Below are 19249 nucleotides of genomic sequence, written 5' to 3'. Positions count from 1 at the left end.
AATGGCGACCTACAATCGCCATCTATTATTTTCCTGCCCATTATTGACTCACTATGCCTGATTTAGAATACCGTAAAGGAGTGTTACTGGCAGTTTGCGCTTACACCATTTGGGGTGTCGCACCACTGTATTTTAAACTTTTACATCATGTCCCCGCGACAGAAATATTAATGCACCGTGTAATTTGGTCATTCATTTTTATGATTATCATGATGCATTTTATTGGTGGTTTTGGCCGTCTACGCCTGATCCTCAAACAACCTAAACAACTTTTAGTACTGTTTGTCACTTCAGTGCTAATTGCAGCTAATTGGCTTATTTTTATCTGGGCGGTCAACAATGACCATATGCTTGATGCCAGTTTGGGATATTTTATCAATCCGCTTTTTAACGTATTGCTTGGTATGGTATTTTTAGGTGAACGTCTGCGTAAATTACAATGGGTTGCAGTCAGTTTAGCCAGTATTGGCGTACTGGTTCAATTAATCTCTTTTGGATCAATTCCATTGCTATCATTGGCATTGGCTGCCAGCTTCGGCTTTTATGGTTTATTACGAAAAAAAGTAAATATCGATGCTAAATCAGGATTATTGGTCGAAACAGCCATCTTATTACCTATCGCCCTCGGTTATCTATTCATCACTTTAGACAGCTCGACAACAAGCATGCTGGCCAACACTCTCGACCTCAATTTACTTTTAGTCGCTGCCGGCATTATTACCACTATCCCATTACTATGTTTTGCTGGAGCGGCGGTCAGAATTCCCTTTTCAATTTTGGGTTTCTTTCAATATATTGGCCCCAGCATCATGTTTATCTTGGCGGTGAAATTATTTAATGAACCGTTTGATATTGAGAAAGGTATTACCTTTGGCTTTATTTGGGGTGCATTGATTATCTTTATCGGCGATATGCTACTGCAACGTCAACGACGCAATACTGTAGCAAAAGCCCAAGCATAATAGGCCATTGATAGCCATTTAATGGCAAGTCACAAAATTGAGCATGCTGAACACGGCTAATGCAAAACAGATTGATTGAATGGCTTAACGTAACGAGTTAATCACATTAGCAATGTACAAAATTGAATCAAAAAAATGCCGGATTTATCCGGCATTTTTTTGAGCTGTTTATCCTATCCTCGTCACTATAAATCTAAAGCAAGGATCTTCGAGCGACGCTGATAGTTATAAAGCTGCTTTTTCTTGTTCGGCAGTTCTTCAACATCGACAATACTAAAGCCATGCTCTAAAAACCAATGAATGCTGCGAGTGGTTAACGCAAATAAACGGGAATAACCGCGCACGCGTGCCTGACCAATAATATTATTGAGTAACAAGCTACCACGGTCTGCATCACGATAATCAGGGTGCACTACAAGACAGGCAAACTCACCGGCATTATCTTCTTCAAATGGATACAGTGCCGCGCAGCCGATGACTAAATTGTCACGCTCAACAAGCATAAATTGCTCTATTTCCATTTCAAGTTGCTCACGAGAGCGACGTACCAAGATACCTTGCTCTTCTAAAGGTCGAATCAGGTTTAAAATGCCACCGATATCGCTAATGGTTGCGCGGCGTAAACGCTCAGCACTTTGAGTAACAATTTGCGTACCTATGCCTTCGCGCGAGAATAACTCTTGTAACAAGGCGCCATCTTCTAAATAACTCACTAAATGACAACGTGGTACGCCTCGGCGGCACGCTTCAACACTGGCTTTTAAGAAAGCGATAGTCCCCACTGAAGTATGATCATCCTCAGACATTGTCTTGAGCATTTCTTCGATATCATCTGGCATAAGTTCGGCAATCACTTCGCCATTTGCGCCTAAAATACCGTGGCTATCACTAAAACCAATAATCTTATCGGCCTTTAACTTAATCGCGACTTGGGTCGCCACCTCTTCAGCGGTCAGGTTAAAGCTTTCACCAGTAACAGAAGCCGCAATCGGCCCCATTAATACAATACCGTTGTTATCTAATTGGCGGCGTAACCCTTGTGCATCAATACGACGTACTTTGCCACTTAAACAAAAGTCGACACCGTCATCAACACCCAGCGGTTGCGCAATAACAAAATTACCACTGACTAAGTTAATTTGTGCATTCTGCATTGGCGTATTACCTAAGCTCATCGACAGCCTAGCGGTAATATCAAATTGAGTCGCCCCCGCAACCTGCTTGATAATCTTTAAGGTTTCATCATCAGTAATACGAATACCATTATGGTATGCAGGCTCAATTCCAGCAGCCTTTAAGCCGGCATCTATCTGTGGTCTTGCACCATAGACTAATACCACTTCAATCCCAAGCGAGTGCAACAAAGCCACATCATTCAAAATACCGCGGAATTGTGGATGCGCTAATGCTTCGCCACCCAACATGACGACAAAAGTTTTACCTCTATGCGCATTAACATAAGGAGCAGAATGACGAAATCCATCAACTAATTCAGTGGTTCTCACGGGCAAATTCACCTCGGTATAAATTTGATGTGCATTAATGGTTATGACAAAAAATGTCACACAATGATTTGTAGTGCCAAAAGGGAATGGTATTGCATTTTAATTCACTTTTAAAGCATTTTATTTCACTCAAAGTAAAACAGAGTGTCTCAAATTTATATGAAAAAATCATTACAGCCAAAAAGTTAGCTTATTTTTACTGTGAATAATACTTTACGCATATATTTATAACATTACATTAAACTTTAATAACAATCCTCAAACATCATCACATAATAATAATGACCACAGAGCTTGATTCAATACCATAAGATTAATCATGCACCATACATAGTAAACAACTACGCAGTACAGAAAAATCAGCAGCTTAGTCACCATTTGAGTTCACCTGCTTATGCAACAGTTTAGTATAGACTATTTTCAAACGGCCATAAAAAAAGCCCCAATTAAGGGGCTTTTTTAAGAATCAAAAATCAATTACTTGATTTTAGCTTCTTTGTACATAACGTGCTGACGAATGACTGGATCAAATTTCTTGATTTCCATTTTTTCAGGCATGTTACGCTTGTTCTTTTCAGTAGTGTAGAAGTGACCAGTTTTAGCAGTAGATACTAATTTGATCTTCTCACGATTACCTTTAGATTTAGCCATTTTCTATTATACCTTCTCGCCACGGGCACGAAGTTCTTTAACAATCACTTCGATACCTTTCTTGTCGATAATACGGATACCTTTAGTAGATACACGTAATTGCACGAAACGCTTTTCTTCTTCTAACCAAAAACGGTGGTTTTGTAGGTTAGGTAAAAAACGACGACGAGTCGAATTTTTTGCGTGCGAACGGTTGTTACCAACCATTGGCTTCTTGCCAGTTACTTGGCATACTCTTGACATGTCAATCTTCTCCAAAACAAATTTTTAACGCTCGAGCATTAATGTGCCTCGTATGGCCGTCGCCCGAGGCACAAAGAGGGCGCATTTTATACACGATTGACCATATAAGATCAAGCAGTGTTTATACAATCCACCCTCGCTCGGCAAAGGAGACTATCTCCTGATCACCTACAACCATATGATCTAACAAAGAAACATCTATGGTTGCCAATGCATTTTTTATTCGCTCAGTTATTCGCCGATCTGCCTGACTTGGCTCAGCAATGCCAGACGGGTGATTGTGACACACAATTACCGCTGCCGCTTTTTTCTCCAAAACAAGGCTTACAACCTCGCGAGGATAAACAGAAGCAGAATCGATGGTGCCACGAAATAATTCTACAAATTGAATGACTCTATGTTGGGTATCCAACAATAGTAAGGCGAACACTTCATAGGATCGGTCTGCCAATTGTCTCATTAAATAGTCCCGAGTTAAATCAGGATTTGTCAAAATTTGTCCTCTTTGTAGATTTTCATGCGCAATTCGCTTAGAAATTTCCGCTGCAGCCTGTAATTGAGCATATTTTACCGGTCCAACACCGGCTAATTTACATACTTGGCTTTTAGGTGCACTCAATAAACTGCGCAAACCACCAAACTGATGAATCATGTTTCGGGCTAAATCCACCGCATTTTGACCTGCCAGACCATTACGTAATATTACCGCGAGCAATTCTGCATCCGAAAGATGTCCTGCACCCTTGAGCAATAATTTTTCTCGCGGCCCTTCTCCTTGTGGCCAATCTTTAATTCCCATGAATGTCCCTTATATTCAATGTGGCATTACACTTCGCGTACTCAATCGACTCTAGTCACAAAACAATCACCCATCACAGCATCAATAAGCGGTCACTGTCATTTTCAAAAAGAGTTCGAATCAATTACACAGTATGGTCGATATTTTTGAGATTGGATCTACGTAACTTGTCACAGGTTTGTGATATTGTTAGCCGAAATTAGATTTGAGTCGGATAATGTGCATCATGCTGACAAATAAAAAAGTATTACTCGGAATTGGTGGCGGTATTGCCGCTTACAAAAGTGCAGACCTTATTCGCCGCTTGAAAGAGCGTGGCGCAGACGTACGTGTCATTATGACCCAAAGCGCCATGGAGTTTATTACCCCATTGACCATACAAGCGCTCTCTGGCAACCCAGTAGCCTCTGATTTACTCGATCCCGCAGCAGAAGCGGCTATGGGTCATATCGAACTCGCTCGTTGGGCTGACGTTGTTCTATTAGCACCTGCTACAGCTAATTTAATTGCACGTATCAATGCAGGTATGGCGAATGATTTACTAACCACCACCTGTTTAGCCACCAGTGCGCCTGTTATTGTATGCCCAGCAATGAATCAACAGATGTACCAAAACATCACCACTCAAGAAAACCTAGCCAATTTAGCCCGTAAAGGCCTCATCATCTGGCAGCCAGCATCTGGTAATCAAGCCTGTGGTGAAGTCGGCCCAGGCAGAATGCAAGAACCCACTGCGATGGCAGAACAATTAGTGCAATTTTTTGGCCCTAAATCACTCTGCGGCCATAACGTGCTTATAACTGCGGGCCCCACACGTGAAGCCATAGATCCAGTGCGATATATCTCGAATCACAGCTCAGGGAAAATGGGTTATTCATTAGCGCAAGCAGCGGCTGAAATGGGCGCCAAGGTGACATTAGTCTCTGGTCCAGTCAATTTAGCCACGCCTCCAGGTGTCACGCGTATTGATGTTGATTCAGCGCAGCAGATGCTCGAAGCTGTAATAGGCCAAGTTGAACAACATGATATTTTTATCGGCTGTGCCGCAGTGGCTGATTATCGAATTGCAGCTGTCGCGGATCAAAAAATCAAAAAATCGGCTGAACAAATGCAACTTGCGCTGGTACGAAATCCTGATATCTTAGCCGCGGTAGCTCAGCACGCTATCCGACCTTTTACGGTCGGTTTTGCTGCAGAAACAAACGATGTCGAACAATACGCTCGCGGTAAACTACAGCGCAAAAAGCTTGATATGATTGCCGCCAACGATGTTTCTATTCAAGGCTTAGGCTTTAATGCCGATAGCAATGCACTACAGGTATTCTGGCAAGATGGCAGCCAACAACTGCCGGCAACAGATAAACTGACTCTAGCGCGCCAATTACTTACATTGATAAAACAACAACTAAAAAAATCATGAAAACACCCATTGAACTAAAAATTATCGACTCGCGTATTGGCAGTGAATTTCCATTACCCGCCTACGCAACTTCAGGTAGTGCAGGCATGGACTTACGCGCCATGACCGACGCGACTATGGTGATTGAACCTGGTCAAACGGTATTAATTCCAACCGGTATCGCTATTCATGTTGCTGACCCCAGCCTTGCGGCGGTAATTTTGCCGCGCTCAGGCATGGGCCACAAGCATGGTATCGTTTTAGGCAATTTAGTCGGGTTAATAGACTCCGATTATCAAGGGCAATTAATGGTGTCATGTTGGAACCGAAGTGATAAACCATTCACACTCGAAATAGGCGACCGTTTAGCCCAATTGATGTTTGTACCCGTTGTACAGGCAGCATTTACCCTAGTGGATGAGTTTAATAGCTCAGATCGTGGAGAAGGCGGATTTGGTCACTCAGGCACCAAATAACCTTTTCAAGTAGTCACTGAGCCAAGGAACAGATAATGGCTGAAAGCCCTAAAATAAATCGCCGTGAGCATATTTTACAATGCTTAGCACAAATGCTCGAAACCAGCCCTGGTCAACGTATAACTACAGCCAAACTGGCCGCAGAAGTGGGTGTATCTGAAGCCGCACTTTATCGACACTTTCCTAGCAAAGCACGGATGTTCGAAGGCTTAATTGAGTTTATTGAAGATGCTATATTATCGCGTTTAAACATCATCATGGACGAAGAAAAAGATACTATGGTTCGCTGCCAATTAGTGCTGCACTTATTATTGGTATTTTCTGAACGTAACCCAGGGATCTCGCGAGTATTAAATGGCGATGCGTTGTTGGGTGAAAACGAACGTTTACGCAGTCGTATCGATGTGCTTTTTGCAAAAATAGAAACCCAAATCAAACAAATTCTACGAGAAAAAACCTTACGTGAAGGCGTAGGCTTTAATATCGATGAAGCCATTCTGGCTAACTTGTTACTCGCCTTTGCCGAAGGCAGAATTTCACAATTTGTCCGCAGTGAATTTAAACAAAAGCCAACCCAACACTTTGATGAACAGTGGACCTTTATTCAGCAACAGTTGTTGAGAAGTTAACCGTCTTTAGGGCTGTATGCTGTTAACATGTAGCCCTAGATGTTAAATCATTTAAAACCTATATCCACCTAATTCTGCTGAATAATTAGTCGACAACTCTTGCCCCAAAAACTCAGATAAAATACAATGCCGTTACATTTTTAACATTAATTACACGGACTGTATTTATGCTGCGCATTTTATACCTCACATGTTGTTTGCTCGTTCTATTTACCACCCACACTTTTGCTGCTCCACAAATTAAAGACTTTAGTGCTGATTCAGAGTTTTCTGGCGTTAAAATTTCACCCGATGGTAAGCACCTTGGTGTGATCCTAATCGAAGATGAAAAACGCACTTTGCTCATCCTTAACCTTGAATCGATGAAGCCAACGTATGCGGTTAAATTCAGTGGCGATGAAGAAGTGGGCAGTTATTATTGGGTCAATGAAGAAAGGGTTGTGTTACAAAAACTCTATAAACATGCTCAACGTGAAGTGTCCGATTACTACGGTGAGCTATTGGCAGTCAATTTTGACGGCAGCAAATCAAAATACCTATTTGGTTACAACAGTGATACATCAGCAAGTACAAAAATAAAAAGTAATGGTGGTATTCAAGCGACTGCATTCGTATTAGATACTTTAAAGGATGATAAAGACGATATCCTTGTAATGGCTTACCCTTGGAATAAGCAGAATTATACATATACAGAAGTTTATCGCGTCGATGTTTACTCAGGTAAACGAAAACGCCTTACCACATCACCGGTCGCAAATGCAGGTTTCTTAGTTGATAACAATGAAAACGTGCGCTTTAGTTTTGCCAGAGACAAGAAAAACAATGATCAACTCTTCTACTATGAAAATGATGAATGGGTTGATGCTGAGAGAATTAAAGGCGGACTAACCGATTTCTACCCTCTTTCGTTCACCGAAGACAACAAATCGATTTATGCTATTGCTCATGGTGAAGGCGCGACTAGCGCTATCTATGAAGTCGAACTCGCTACAGCTAAACATAAAAAAATCATCCAACATGATGTTGTCGATCCATTTATGACATGGGTAAGTGACCAAACAAACACCCTTTACGCGGTAGAGTTTGAAAACGGATATCCTGAGTATCAATTTGTCGACACTGAGAGTGCCAAAGCCAAAGCATTGCAACAGCTAATGGCTGCAATTCCTGATCACCGTATTCGTATCGTAAGTGAAACTGTTGACGGTAATACCCTTATTGTTATGGCAATGAATGACAGAAACTCTGGTGACTATTATTTATTTGACCGTAAAAAACTCAAACTTAAATTCTTGTTCGCTGAAAATGCTGCCCTAGACCCTAGCGACATGTCTGAAGTACGTCCCATCAGCTTTACTAACCGTGATGGTGTGACGATTCATGGTTATTTAACCCTACCTCGTGGCATAAAAGAACATAAAAACATGCCTCTAGTGGTTAACCCTCATGGCGGCCCACATGGCCCGCGCGACTTGTGGGTATTCAACTCTGAAAACCAGCTATTAGCACAAAATGGCATTGCCGTATTACAGGTTAACTTCCGCGGTTCGGGTGGGTACGGTAAAGCATTTGAAGAATCAGGCTACTTGGCTTGGGGAAGCAAAATTCAATACGATATTATCGATGCGACCCAATATGTTATCGATCAGGGTTATGCCGACAAAGATAGAGTGTGTATTTCTGGCGGCAGTTTTGGTGGATACTCAGCGCTAATGAGCCCAATGCTAGCGCCAGATATGTTCAAATGCGCAGTAGGCGTTGCCGGTGTTTATGATTTAGAACAAATGTATAAAACCGGTGATGTTCCTGAATCTTATGGGGGAGAAGCATACTTGGAAGAAGTGTTAGGTACTGATATCCAACGCCTTCGTGAAATGTCGCCAACTCACAATGTTAATAAACTGAAAGCAAAAGTGTTATTAATTCATGGTGAAGAAGATGAGCGCGCGCCTATTGAGCAATTTGAAGCAATGGAAAAAGCGTTAAATCAAGCCAACTACCCATTCCAAAAAGAGATATGGAAAAAGGAAGGCCATGGTTTTTTTAACGCCGAAAACCGAGCAAAATATTACGAAATCACACTCAAATTCATCAAAGAAAACCTAAACGTAAAGTAGTTATCGCTTAAACGTTTAACCACAAAAGGCCGATACCTGACTAAAAGGGTCGGCTTTTTTGTTACCCGTAGTATTAATTTAGCGCAAATCGCGTTATTCTCCTCGTCCCTTAACGGGCACCCAAATGGGTATTAACATACACTCATATAAACAGTGATATTGAGTAGTTGGAGGATATATGGCACTCAGTGAAGCCGCAATAAAAGTACAAGCAGCACTAAAAGACCGTGGGCTAGAAACCCCGATGTTGCCAAAAACTTCCACGCCTGAACAACGTAAAGTCAAAATTGAACACCATATGCGTGAAATTTTGACCTTAATGTCACTCGACTTAACCGACGACAGCTTGGCTGATACTCCACGCCGCATTGCTAAAATGTATGTCGACGAAATTTTCTCAGGGCTTGATTACGAAAACTTCCCTAAGATCACGGTTATCGAAAACAAAATGGGTGTTGATGAAATGGTCCGCGTACAAGACATCAGTCTTACCAGCACCTGCGAACATCACCTAGTGACCATTGATGGCTTTGCCACTGTGGCCTATTTGCCCCGTAGCAAAATTATTGGCTTGTCTAAAATCAATCGTATCGTGCGATTTTTTGCCCAGCGCCCACAAGTGCAAGAGCGCCTAACCCAACAAGTGTTAGTGGCGCTGCAAACATTACTTGAAACCAAAGACGTAGCAGTAAAAATGGATGCGGTACATTACTGCGTAAAATCTCGCGGCGTAATGGACTCAACCAGCTCGACCACGACCACTGCATTGGGTGGTATTTTTAAATCAAACCCTGCAACCCGCGCCGAGTTTTTACACCAAGTAAAATAATGTATGTAAACAAAACGCCAATAAAAACGCAGCCACCTAATTTAATAATCTAGGGGCTGCGTTTTTGTATTCATGGTTAAAAAGACTAAATCCCGTATTGCTCACGATAAGCGCTAACTGAAGCAAGTTCTGCTTCCATACCCGGCTTTTCAGACAAGTAACTGATTAAATCAGCAAGCGTAATTATCGACACAATCTGGCAGCCAAAATCGCGTTCAACTTCTTGAATCGCCGACAACTCGCCTTTGCCTTTCTCTTGGCGATCAAGTGCAATCAACACGCCCGCAAGTTGGGCATTGTGGGCATTAATAATCTCCATCGATTCACGAATAGCCGTACCAGCAGTGATCACATCGTCCACCAACATCACTTTGCCTTTTAACTCGCTGCCCACCAAACTGCCACCTTCGCCGTGGGTTTTGGCTTCTTTACGGTTAAAGCAATAAGGAATATCCACATCGTGATGATCACACAAGGCAACCGCTGTGGTTGTCGCAATCGGAATACCTTTATACGCTGGGCCAAATAACAAATCGAATTCAATACCCGAGTCCATTAACGCCGCAGCATAAAAGCGGCCTAAACGCGCTAAGTCTTTACCCGTATTGAATAATCCAGCATTAAAAAAGTACGGGCTCGTACGGCCAGATTTAAGGGTAAACTCACCGAAACGTAATACTTGGCGAGCTAAAGCAAACTCAATAAATTCGCGTTGATAGGCTTTCACGGTTATTCCTCTTTTATCAAATTTTAGACTAAAAAAAAGGACCGTAATCGGTCCTCATTTTTCAACAGCATATTAACTTAACGCAGCTTTTTGCACATCGACAATTTCGCGAATACTGTTTTTAGCTAACACTAACAACTCAAGTAACTCTTCATGGCTAAATGGCTCGCCTTCTGCAGTACCTTGAATTTCAATAATTTTACCCGTTTCAGTCATCACAACGTTCATGTCAGTTTCTGCAGCGCTGTCTTCAATGTATTCTAAATCACTGATCGCTTCGCCTTTATAAATGCCCACACTAACAGCAGCAATTAAAAACTTAAGTGGGTTAGCTTTAATAATGCCTTTACCACGAGCCCAATTAAGTGCATCAACTAATGCGACACAAGCACCAGTAATAGCCGCAGTACGCGTACCACCATCAGCTTGAATAACGTCACAATCGATAACGATGGTGTTTTCACCTAACAACTTCATGTCTACAGCGGCACGTAATGCACGGCCAATTAAACGTTGAATTTCTTGGGTACGGCCAGACTGCTTACCACGAGCCGCTTCACGGTCCATACGGCTATGAGTTGAACGCGGTAACATACCATATTCAGCAGTTACCCAACCTTGGCCTTGGCCTTTAAGAAAACGCGGAACGCCTTCAGTGAAACTGGCAGTACATAATACTTTTGTGTCGCCAAACTCAACTAAAACAGAGCCTTCAGCATGTGCAGTAAAAGAACGCGTAATAGTGATCGGGCGAGTTTGAGCTGGTGTACGGTTACTTGGGCGCATGAAAAGTCCTGTAGTCGAATTCATATCAGATTTGAGCCCATATTATAGAGCTTCACGCCGTTAGATGCCATGCTAAGCAGCGATAAGCCACAAATCTATCGACTAATCCTTTAATCCGGTTGGCTAAAACGGCTATAATCACTCCACATTCGCGTAATAACATAACAGGACACTCCATGATCCAAAGCATGACAGCCTACGCTCGTATCGAGCACAAAGCACAATGGGGCACCGCCTCATGGGAAATCCGCTCAGTCAACCAGCGCTACCTAGAAACCTACCTGCGCCTACCTGAGCAGTTTCGCAGCTTTGAACCTGTCTTACGTGACCGCTTACGTAAACGCCTGAATCGTGGCAAAATCGAAGTTAATTTACGTTATGAACTTGCCGACAACAGCAGTAATGAATTACAGCTAAACCAAGCGCTAGCAAAGCAGTTGTTAAGTGCTGCAAATTGGTTAAAACAAGAAGCAGGACAAGGCGAACTCAGCTTAACTGATGTGCTGCGTTGGCCTGGCGTGCTGTCCGCTGCAGAACAAGATATGGATAGCATCGGTGCCGATTTAATGATCGCGTTTGACAGTGCTATCGATCAGTTTATCGAAGCGCGCGGCCGTGAAGGTGAAGCCATTAAAGACATGCTACTTACCCGTTTAGACGGTGTAATGGAGCAAGTAAAGGTTGTGCGTGACCACATGCCAACCGTCATGCAGTATCAACGCGACAAACTGACTAACCGCTTAGCCGATATCGCAGGCGAATTAGATCCTGCCCGTATCGAACAAGAAATGGTGTTATTGGCGCAAAAGCAAGATGTCGCCGAAGAAATGGACCGCCTTGAAGCTCATGTAGCAGAAGCTCGCCGCATTCTTAAAAAAGGTGGCAGCGAAGGTCGCCGTCTAGATTTTATGATGCAAGAGTTTAACCGCGAATCAAACACCCTGGCGTCTAAATCAATCAGTGCAGAAATCACTTCTGCCGCTGTAGAATTAAAAGTATTGATTGAGCAAATGCGCGAGCAGATCCAGAACGTAGAATAAATTTTTAGCCTGTTTTAACAGGCTAAAAATGACCAATAAAACCCAGCATTTGCTGGGTTTTATGTTTTTGCAGGAGTTTGATGGTTTACTATTGTTACGTCAAAATTGGTGACTAAATTAAACTAGGATCTGCACTACAAATAAATCTGGGAAGCATTTTCCCCTACTTGTCCTTCCGTTGGCGCTACAACCAAAAAGTTTGATCGCAACGCACTCTAGATGACACTTTACCTTCACCTCATTTTTCTACGTGTTGATGACCAACACTTAAGCTACAGCCGATTAAAATTAATCACTTAAAGGTTATTGTTTTTAGATAATAGCGTTGAAAAACGCGCAGCCTCATTAATAGGAGCTCTGTTTATTAAAATTAGGTTTAAAAAACAACAGATACAATAGCTTACTTAATCCCCAATAGGCAAAAACACTAGCTAAAATTGCGATAAATGAAAACTGCGCAGGCAGCCATTGAGTAGCATGATCTTGATGAGAAAAAGAGAGTGATAGCAACCCACCATTATTATCCAGCCAAATGCCAACTTCAGGGTTGAATATATGCATTATTCCCATAATAAAAAAGATAAACGAAATAAAATATCCAAAGCCAAAAATAGCAGTTAAAGACAAGTGTAATAGGCTTTTTTGAGTAATTTGTAATAAACTTTTTAATATCGCTTTGGGGTGCCCTTTAGCGACACTTTGCGCATGCAAAATATCTGAAATTAATGGTGTCAGGTATAAATCAGGCTCACCTAAACGGTCAATAGCATTAATAATTCTTTTTTCTTCACTTTCAGCGCCATCATTTAAAGCTGACTCATATAGATGGCTTAAAATTTCCATCTTAATATCATCTTTTTCACTTACCGATAAAGGCGCTAACTTGTGATTAAGTTCGCGCTCAAAGTTACTCCATAATTTTTTAGATGTTTCACTTTTAATAGGAAATTGATGTGTCATGATTGCATCACCATTTTTAGCACTGAGCTATGCGTATTAGTCCAAATTACTTTCATTTTATCTAAAGTCTCAATACCAGCGTCGGTAATTTGGTAATACTTACGTGGTGTACCAACCTCGGCTGTTTTCCATTCTGTTTGAACTAATCCATCACGCTTTAAACGGTTAAGTAACGGATAAAGCGTTCCTTCGGCGACTTCTATTGAAGTAAGATTTTTAATCTCCGACGCTATTTCGTAACCATAACTCATGTTTTGTTTTAACTTTAATAAGATAATAAATTCTAGTAAACCTTTACGAAATTGAGGCAACCATCGGTCAATGATCTGATCAGAAAGCATGGCACAGTTATCTTTAATAATGTAATCATGCCTACATAGTAAAACGATATACATACCATTGCAATTTCTGTTCGGTATTACTTTAAAAATGTTGTTATTAGTCGAAGATAACCTAGGTCACTTGATAAACATATCATCTAAACCCCATGATTACTATGCCAAATAAATTTAACTACGTACATTGTATTGCTATGTATATTTTATTGAACTAGAATACCTAGCAATGCAATGTACATAGTATGGATTTTAGGTGATCAAATGAATATTAAAAATATAGCCATTATAATTCTAACCTTGGGTTTAATAAGCCATGTCCAAGCTAATGAATATGACGTAACCGAAGTTTCAAAATTAATGGCTTCATATGAGCAACTTGGTCGTTTTAATGGTGCAATAACGATTAAAAAAGACGATAAAATTATTTATAGCCGGGGTTATGGATCCGCGAATGTAAAAACTGAAGTTAACAATGATAGTGATAAAGTATTTGCAATAGGTTCAATTTCAAAGCAATTTACCGCTAGCGCCATATTATTATTAGCCCAACAAGGTAAATTATCATTAGCAGACCCCATAGCGACATACCTACCCTATTATCAAAATGAAGTGGGTCAAAAAGCGACTATTTACCAACTGTTAACTCATACTGCCGGTATTCCAGATCCTATGGATACGGGTAAAGGTATTGACGGTGATAATGATCCACTCATGCACGAGAAAACCTTACCTGTAACAAAGAAATCATTAATTGATAGCTTTAAAGATCTGCCTAACTCATTTGAACCAGGCAGCCGTTATGAATACACCAATACCGGCTATATTTTATTAGCTGACATTATTGAGCGAACATCAGGAAAAACATACGCTGATTACCTAAAAACCTACCTTTTCCAACCTGCTGGCATGAAAAATACTAGTGCATTCAGACCTGACAATAGCCCGCTGTTAGTCGAGAGCTATAGCGGCATAGGTTCCGACAAAGTACACACCACTAAAATAGACAACAGTTGGTTAGTCGGTGCAGCAAGCCTTTATTCATCCACAGGAGATTTGTTCAAATGGGTAGATGCAATGAATGCCCATAAAATATTCAAAGACAAGAAGTTTGATTATTTACTCTCTAACCCTGTGGATTTGAGAAGAAATAATGAGTTTTATGGTTATGGCATGGAAATGACAACATTATGGGGTCAAAAAGCCTATCGCCATGATGGTGCAACTGCAGGCACAGTAGCAGATTTTATTTACCTTCCAGAGCAAAATATAACCATTATTATATATATGAATCATGTACATAATGTTAGTAATATTGACCTCTCAATTGATATGAGAAAAAAAATTATTCAACAAGTTTCAGGCATTTTGTTAGCACATAAAACGCCCGATATAGTGTCTTTAGTAAGCAATAACACCATAGATTTACAGCAATATGTAGGCCGTTATGCGTTTGATGATGACCATCAAATAGCGATAACACTCAAAGATAATACTTTGAAAATTAACACCATTGGTTTAAAAAATTGGACATTATATAACTTAGCGCAAGTGACTCATCTACCACCGGATCAACTCACTGACACAGCCACAAAATTATTTAACCTGCTTAATACCAATGAGTTAACTAAATTAGCTGAAATTTTTGATGAACAAATGGCCTCTGCACCGCTCGATGTTTTTCAAGGGTTTTGGCAGCAATTAGAAGCAGAACTTGGCGCTTTAGAAAATCACTATAGCTTTTCAAAAAGTAATGATAATGACGAGATCCAGCAGCGACTAATTTTTGAAAAAGGCATTGTAGATATGTCGGTCTTTTTCGATAAAGATGGAAAAATTAAAGGCATTCAAAACTCCTCACCAATCCCCAAAGAAGAGAATGGTTTTACATCTAAACTGCTCAGCATAGAGGGTGATAAGTTACTCATTGACGGATATGTTATAAAGCAGCATCAAGATTTAATTCTTAAATTTGCCCGTAATAATAAAAATCAAATCACTGGCTTTAGCTACAACCAAATGGTCGAACATCAAGCAATTAAACAATAGTAACTTCCCCCCGTGACTTCACTGTGATCACGGGGGGCTTCTCGACATATTTGACTTACCGCCTTTTACTGCACCTTCCAAAGCCTTATCAGATAATGATCTTTTGACATCAGAGGCTGGCTGCTGATGTCCCACTAGCAGTAATGCTCCAATACAGTGCGCCTCAATGGATTTTTAAAGTAATAATCATCCATGCTAACGCTGGCCACTCAAATGAATCGAAATGGTCTGGCTTTTACTCTACTAATTAATAATACCTACCCATAATGATAACAAATAGTTAAATAAATGATGCGTAAATGTTAAATAGGGCCATACTCACGTACGAATGCCAATGCACATTGCTAAGTTAAAGGAAAAGTATGTCTACTAAATTTACGCTCTCATTTGTTGCCCTTATTTGTGGATTGTTGCTTGTGGGCTGTAAAGATACAGCACAAGACCCTGTTGCCATTGAAAGTATAAAATTAACCACAGATTTACGAAGTATAATTGAGGTGCAATCCTTAACGGGTGAACCTGCAGTAGGACGCGATTTGCCACAAGTCGACTCTCCAATTGTGACACTTGGAATGCAATTATTTTTCAGCCAAGCATTGAGTGGTGAAATGGATGTCGCATGCGTGAGTTGCCATCACCCGGTATTAGGCGGCGGAGATGAACTGGCATTATCAATAGGTGTTGAATCTGTCGAACCATTGCTATTAGGATCTGGCCGTGAACACAGTTCTGCTGGAACCGCATTTGATGGTGGACCAACTGTGCCACGCAATGCACCAACAACTTTTAATATTGGTTTATATGACAAGGCAATATTTCACGATGGCCGTATCGAAAGTATTGAAGGTAATATTGGTACTAATGGCACTGGCACCCAAATTTTAACTCCAGATTCACCGAATAGTAGCACGCCAGACCTTAAAGCAATTAATTTAGCAGCTAGTCAAGCTAGCTTCCCTGTGACGTCCAATGAAGAGATGAAAGGACACAAAAAAGGTGCGCTAAATAACGAGGGGATCCGTGATTATTTAGTAACACGACTTCGCGGAGATAACGATGATCTGCCTACCAATGAATGGTTAACGGCATTTAGAGTTGGTTTACAAGATGAAAATGGCACCGCTGAAGAACTCATTACTCAAGCAAATATATTCAATGCTATTGGTGAATATGAGCGTTCTCAAGTATTTGTCGATAGCCCTTGGAATTCGTTTGTAAAAGGTGAAGATGACGCTATAAGCTTAGATGCTAAGAAAGGGGCGAAGTTATTTTTTGCCACTTCAGCAGATGGGGGTGCCAATTGTGCCAGTTGCCACAGCGGCGATTTCTTTACCGATGAGAATTACCACAACATAGCAATACCACAAATTGGTCGAGGCAAAGGCGATGGTGTCACTGGCACTAATGATTTAGGTCGTTTTAGGGTCACCAAACAAGAGGCTGATAAGTTTGCATTTAGAACTCCCGCATTATTAAATGTCGCAGTTACATCACCTTACGGCCACAGTGGAGCTTATCAATCGTTGGAAGCTGTGGTTCGTCATCACCTTAACGTAGAATCAGCAGTAACTAACTACGCCTTATCTGATAATGTGAGTCAAATGGGCATACAAAGTAATGATCTGATGCCAAATACCCTAGAGGCATTAGATAAATTAGCCAGCGACAGAAACGCAGGCATACCAGGCCAGATTGAAAATCTCGATTTAACCAACGAACAAGTCACACAGTTGGTAACGTTTTTAAATACCCTTACAGATAACTGTGTATCAGGCGCAATTGATGTGACTTGCTTAAGTCAATGGGTGCCAAATGACAACACACCTGATCCTGATGGATTGCGGCTAGTAGCTAAATTTCAAGATTAACCAATTAGATTATCGAGTTAAAAATGGTGTCTATACATCAGCCAAACATAACATTGTGATCTTAGTTATTCGCCTCAAAAAATGAGGCGAATAACTTTTTTGCATGCTTTCAAGAATAATCCCAAAACAACTTCATAGCTTAATTCATTAGTCATTTATCCATACAACAATGATATTTAACGCAATCGTTCAATTCTGACCAATGTTAACTCAACTATTATTCACTGGGCATTTTATGGCGCGACCGTTTTAATAGCCGTGTGAATATAAAAGCCGACCGTAAAAACCAGTGTTGGTGACTGCAAAACCTGCACGGCCAATTCCACTTTCCCTCCCCAACAGAAGTGCCACAACACAATATATGCGCTTGTATAGAATGTTGTTCACGTTTTAAACATTTATCTTCACATCCCATTCAATAGCTTGAGTTAAATCACGAACCTCAAAGAGAGAGTGAGATAACTTCAAAAGGCTAAAAATAATAACGACCTACATGGAGAGAGAACACGATGTTTTATGTACACATGCTGCTGTTATTAGCGGTGATATTTGTTGGTATTCGCCACGGCGGAATCGCCTTTGGTTTATTGGGCGGGTTAGGTGTTTCGGTACTCGCTTTTGTATTTGGCATTGCCCCAGGCTCACCGCCAGTCAGCGTCATGTTAATAATTCTGGCCGTAGTCGCAGCCTCTGCAACATTAGAGGCCACTGGCGGTTTAAAGCTGTTGGTCAAATTTGCTGAAAAGCTGTTACGCAAACACCCTGAACACATCGTTTTTTTAGGCCCACTGTGTACCTATTCGTTAACCGTACTGGTCGGCACTGGCCACTCAGTTTATCCCCTGCTTCCTGTTATTTATGATGTCTCATACAAGAAAGGTATCCGCCCTGAACGCCCATTAGCCATGGCAACTGTGGCATCACAAATGGGCATTACCGCCAGCCCTATTGCTGCCGCCGCTGCCGTAGTGCTTGCCACCGCCGTTGATAACAATCTTGATATTAACTTACTTGATGTACTCATGGTGACCATTCCCGCCACACTAACAGGCTTGCTAGTGGCGTGTACCTGGAGCTTAAAGCGCGGTAAAGATTTAGATAAAGATGAAGAGTTTCAGGCACGTTTAACAGATGATGAGTTTCGTGAATCATTAACCGATCCCAAAGCGGATGAAGTGCAAACGCCACAAGCAGAATCAACGGCAAAGAAAGGCTTAACAGTATTTTTACTCGGTATCTTTGCCGTTATCATGGTGGCAATGTTTAGTAAGCAAATACTGCCAGCTGGCGTAAAAATGTCGGTAGCAATTCAGTTTATGATGCTGTCTGTCGGTGGGATAATTTTACTCGCCACCAATATTTCACCGAAAAAAATTGTCACCAGTAATGTGTTCACCGCGGGTATGACTGCGGTCATTATCATTTTTGGTATCGCATGGATGAGTGACACCATTATTGAGCACCATAAAACCTATTTAGTGAGCGCGGTAAGCGACATTGTCAGCGTGTATCCATGGACATTTGCTATCGCGATGTTTGTGTCATCGATCTTCTTAAAAAGCCAGGCTGCGGTATTAACCATTATGCTGCCATTAGGTTTTTCACTTGGCATCCCTGCACCGGTATTAATCGGCGTGCTGCCCGCGTGTTATGCCTACTTCTTTTTCCCATTCTACCCAAGTGATTTAGCCGCAATTAGTTTTGATAGAACCGGCACCACCCATATTGGTAAATACGTACTCAACCACAGCTTTATTATTCCAGGCTTTATTGGCGTGGTAACCGCCACATTTGTTGGTTACTTTATATCGATGGCTATTAACTAATCTCAGCGAACATTTTGACTTTGAGCTTTGGGCCAACAACAACGCTAT

18 protein-coding genes are annotated in these 19249 nt (G+C 41.2%); 10 read left to right on the top strand and 8 right to left on the bottom strand.

The window, feature by feature from the left end; translation table 11 throughout:
* The first annotated feature begins 53 nt into the window (after positions 1–53).
* Positions 54–962 (top strand): EamA family transporter RarD, encoded by a 909-nt coding sequence (rarD, locus tag GW828_RS13275; protein ID WP_273058062.1) that lies wholly within the window; start codon positions 54–56, stop codon positions 960–962.
* A 185-nt stretch (positions 963–1147) separates the two neighbouring features.
* On the opposite strand, the gene argA is transcribed toward rarD, so the two are convergent.
* From argA to radC, 4 genes are all read right to left on the bottom strand, one after another.
* Positions 1148–2467, bottom strand: coding sequence for an amino-acid N-acetyltransferase (gene argA / locus GW828_RS13270; RefSeq protein ID WP_124018358.1), 1320 nt, complete (start codon positions 2465–2467; stop codon positions 1148–1150).
* Between the two features lie 477 nt (positions 2468–2944).
* Positions 2945–3118, bottom strand: a complete 174-nt coding sequence (gene rpmG, locus GW828_RS13265; RefSeq protein WP_124018357.1) for a 50S ribosomal protein L33 — start codon at positions 3116–3118, stop codon at positions 2945–2947.
* Positions 3119–3124: 6 nt separating this feature from the next.
* A complete protein-coding gene (gene rpmB, locus GW828_RS13260) occupies positions 3125–3361 on the bottom strand; it encodes a 50S ribosomal protein L28 (RefSeq protein WP_011639236.1) in 237 nt (78 codons plus the stop codon).
* 121 nt (positions 3362–3482) lie between these two features.
* On the bottom strand, positions 3483–4160 hold the full coding sequence (gene radC, locus GW828_RS13255) for a RadC family protein (protein ID WP_124018356.1): 678 nt from the start codon (positions 4158–4160) through the stop codon (positions 3483–3485).
* A gap of 217 nt (positions 4161–4377) precedes the next feature.
* On the opposite strand from radC, the gene coaBC reads away from it, so the two are divergent.
* The 5 genes from coaBC (at position 4378) to folE (ending at position 9610) form a co-directional block, all read left to right on the top strand.
* Complete coding sequence (coaBC, locus tag GW828_RS13250) at positions 4378–5580, top strand: bifunctional phosphopantothenoylcysteine decarboxylase/phosphopantothenate--cysteine ligase CoaBC (protein WP_220494424.1); 1203 nt, start codon at positions 4378–4380, stop codon at positions 5578–5580.
* Complete coding sequence (gene dut / locus GW828_RS13245) at positions 5577–6035, top strand: dUTP diphosphatase (protein ID WP_124018355.1); 459 nt, start codon at positions 5577–5579, stop codon at positions 6033–6035. Before coaBC ends, dut begins: the two co-directional genes overlap by 4 nt.
* Before the next feature lie 35 nt (positions 6036–6070).
* Positions 6071–6664, top strand: coding sequence for a nucleoid occlusion factor SlmA (slmA, locus tag GW828_RS13240; RefSeq protein ID WP_182698906.1), 594 nt, complete (start codon positions 6071–6073; stop codon positions 6662–6664).
* A 167-nt stretch (positions 6665–6831) separates the two neighbouring features.
* A complete protein-coding gene (locus tag GW828_RS13235) occupies positions 6832–8781 on the top strand; it encodes an alpha/beta hydrolase family protein (RefSeq protein ID WP_182741713.1) in 1950 nt (649 codons plus the stop codon).
* Positions 8782–8959: 178 nt separating this feature from the next.
* A complete protein-coding gene (gene folE, locus GW828_RS13230) occupies positions 8960–9610 on the top strand; it encodes a GTP cyclohydrolase I FolE (RefSeq protein ID WP_124018352.1) in 651 nt (216 codons plus the stop codon).
* Positions 9611–9695: 85 nt separating this feature from the next.
* Here folE and pyrE read toward each other — a convergent pair whose 3' ends face one another.
* Positions 9696–10337 (bottom strand): orotate phosphoribosyltransferase, encoded by a 642-nt coding sequence (pyrE, locus tag GW828_RS13225; RefSeq protein ID WP_124018351.1) that lies wholly within the window; start codon positions 10335–10337, stop codon positions 9696–9698.
* A 72-nt stretch (positions 10338–10409) separates the two neighbouring features.
* Positions 10410–11123: a ribonuclease PH gene (gene rph, locus GW828_RS13220; RefSeq protein WP_011639245.1), complete on the bottom strand. Its 714-nt coding sequence runs from the start codon at positions 11121–11123 to the stop codon at positions 10410–10412.
* A gap of 176 nt (positions 11124–11299) precedes the next feature.
* Between rph and GW828_RS13215 the strand changes: the two genes are divergently transcribed.
* Positions 11300–12163, top strand: a complete 864-nt coding sequence (locus GW828_RS13215) for a YicC/YloC family endoribonuclease (RefSeq protein ID WP_124018350.1) — start codon at positions 11300–11302, stop codon at positions 12161–12163.
* Positions 12164–12508: 345 nt separating this feature from the next.
* Here GW828_RS13215 and GW828_RS13210 read toward each other — a convergent pair whose 3' ends face one another.
* Positions 12509–13123: a hypothetical protein gene (locus GW828_RS13210; protein ID WP_273058061.1), complete on the bottom strand. Its 615-nt coding sequence runs from the start codon at positions 13121–13123 to the stop codon at positions 12509–12511.
* A complete protein-coding gene (locus GW828_RS13205; protein ID WP_124018348.1) occupies positions 13120–13464 on the bottom strand; it encodes a PadR family transcriptional regulator in 345 nt (114 codons plus the stop codon). Before GW828_RS13205 ends, GW828_RS13210 begins: the two co-directional genes overlap by 4 nt.
* Positions 13465–13722: 258 nt before the next feature.
* Here GW828_RS13205 and GW828_RS13200 point away from each other — a divergent pair, with 258 nt between their 5' ends.
* From GW828_RS13200 to GW828_RS13190, 3 genes are all read left to right on the top strand, one after another.
* On the top strand, positions 13723–15507 hold the full coding sequence (locus GW828_RS13200; RefSeq protein ID WP_273058060.1) for a serine hydrolase: 1785 nt from the start codon (positions 13723–13725) through the stop codon (positions 15505–15507).
* Between the two features lie 362 nt (positions 15508–15869).
* Positions 15870–17375 carry a cytochrome-c peroxidase gene (locus GW828_RS13195; protein ID WP_273058059.1) on the top strand — a complete coding sequence of 502 codons (1506 nt, stop codon included), beginning with the start codon at positions 15870–15872 and terminating at the stop codon, positions 17373–17375.
* 509 nt (positions 17376–17884) lie between these two features.
* Positions 17885–19201 carry an anaerobic C4-dicarboxylate transporter gene (locus GW828_RS13190; protein ID WP_124018416.1) on the top strand — a complete coding sequence of 439 codons (1317 nt, stop codon included), beginning with the start codon at positions 17885–17887 and terminating at the stop codon, positions 19199–19201.
* Positions 19202–19249: the final 48 nt, after the last annotated feature.

It is taken from the genome of Shewanella vesiculosa (genome assembly GCF_009994065.1).
GTDB lineage: Bacteria > Pseudomonadota > Gammaproteobacteria > Enterobacterales > Shewanellaceae > Shewanella > Shewanella vesiculosa.
This window is presented reverse-complemented; position numbering and strand designations above follow the sequence as displayed.

Excerpts from the sequence above, each read along its gene's own strand:
- rarD (WP_273058062.1), top strand. The coding sequence starts at position 54 with ATGCCTGATTTAGAATACCGTAAAGGAGTGTTACTGGCAGTTTGCGCT.
- rpmG (WP_124018357.1), bottom strand. The coding sequence starts at position 3,118 with ATGGCTAAATCTAAAGGTAATCGTGAGAAGATCAAATTAGTATCTACT.
- rpmB (WP_011639236.1), bottom strand. The coding sequence starts at position 3,361 with ATGTCAAGAGTATGCCAAGTAACTGGCAAGAAGCCAATGGTTGGTAAC.
- radC (WP_124018356.1), bottom strand. The coding sequence starts at position 4,160 with ATGGGAATTAAAGATTGGCCACAAGGAGAAGGGCCGCGAGAAAAATTA.
- coaBC (WP_220494424.1), top strand. The coding sequence starts at position 4,378 with ATGTGCATCATGCTGACAAATAAAAAAGTATTACTCGGAATTGGTGGC.
- dut (WP_124018355.1), top strand. The coding sequence starts at position 5,577 with ATGAAAACACCCATTGAACTAAAAATTATCGACTCGCGTATTGGCAGT.
- slmA (WP_182698906.1), top strand. The coding sequence starts at position 6,071 with ATGGCTGAAAGCCCTAAAATAAATCGCCGTGAGCATATTTTACAATGC.
- GW828_RS13235 (WP_182741713.1), top strand. The coding sequence starts at position 6,832 with ATGCTGCGCATTTTATACCTCACATGTTGTTTGCTCGTTCTATTTACC.
- folE (WP_124018352.1), top strand. The coding sequence starts at position 8,960 with ATGGCACTCAGTGAAGCCGCAATAAAAGTACAAGCAGCACTAAAAGAC.
- rph (WP_011639245.1), bottom strand. The coding sequence starts at position 11,123 with ATGCGCCCAAGTAACCGTACACCAGCTCAAACTCGCCCGATCACTATT.
- GW828_RS13215 (WP_124018350.1), top strand. The coding sequence starts at position 11,300 with ATGATCCAAAGCATGACAGCCTACGCTCGTATCGAGCACAAAGCACAA.
- GW828_RS13210 (WP_273058061.1), bottom strand. The coding sequence starts at position 13,123 with ATGACACATCAATTTCCTATTAAAAGTGAAACATCTAAAAAATTATGG.
- GW828_RS13205 (WP_124018348.1), bottom strand. The coding sequence starts at position 13,464 with ATGCTTTCTGATCAGATCATTGACCGATGGTTGCCTCAATTTCGTAAA.
- GW828_RS13200 (WP_273058060.1), top strand. The coding sequence starts at position 13,723 with ATGAATATTAAAAATATAGCCATTATAATTCTAACCTTGGGTTTAATA.
- GW828_RS13195 (WP_273058059.1), top strand. The coding sequence starts at position 15,870 with ATGTCTACTAAATTTACGCTCTCATTTGTTGCCCTTATTTGTGGATTG.
- GW828_RS13190 (WP_124018416.1), top strand. The coding sequence starts at position 17,885 with ATGTTTTATGTACACATGCTGCTGTTATTAGCGGTGATATTTGTTGGT.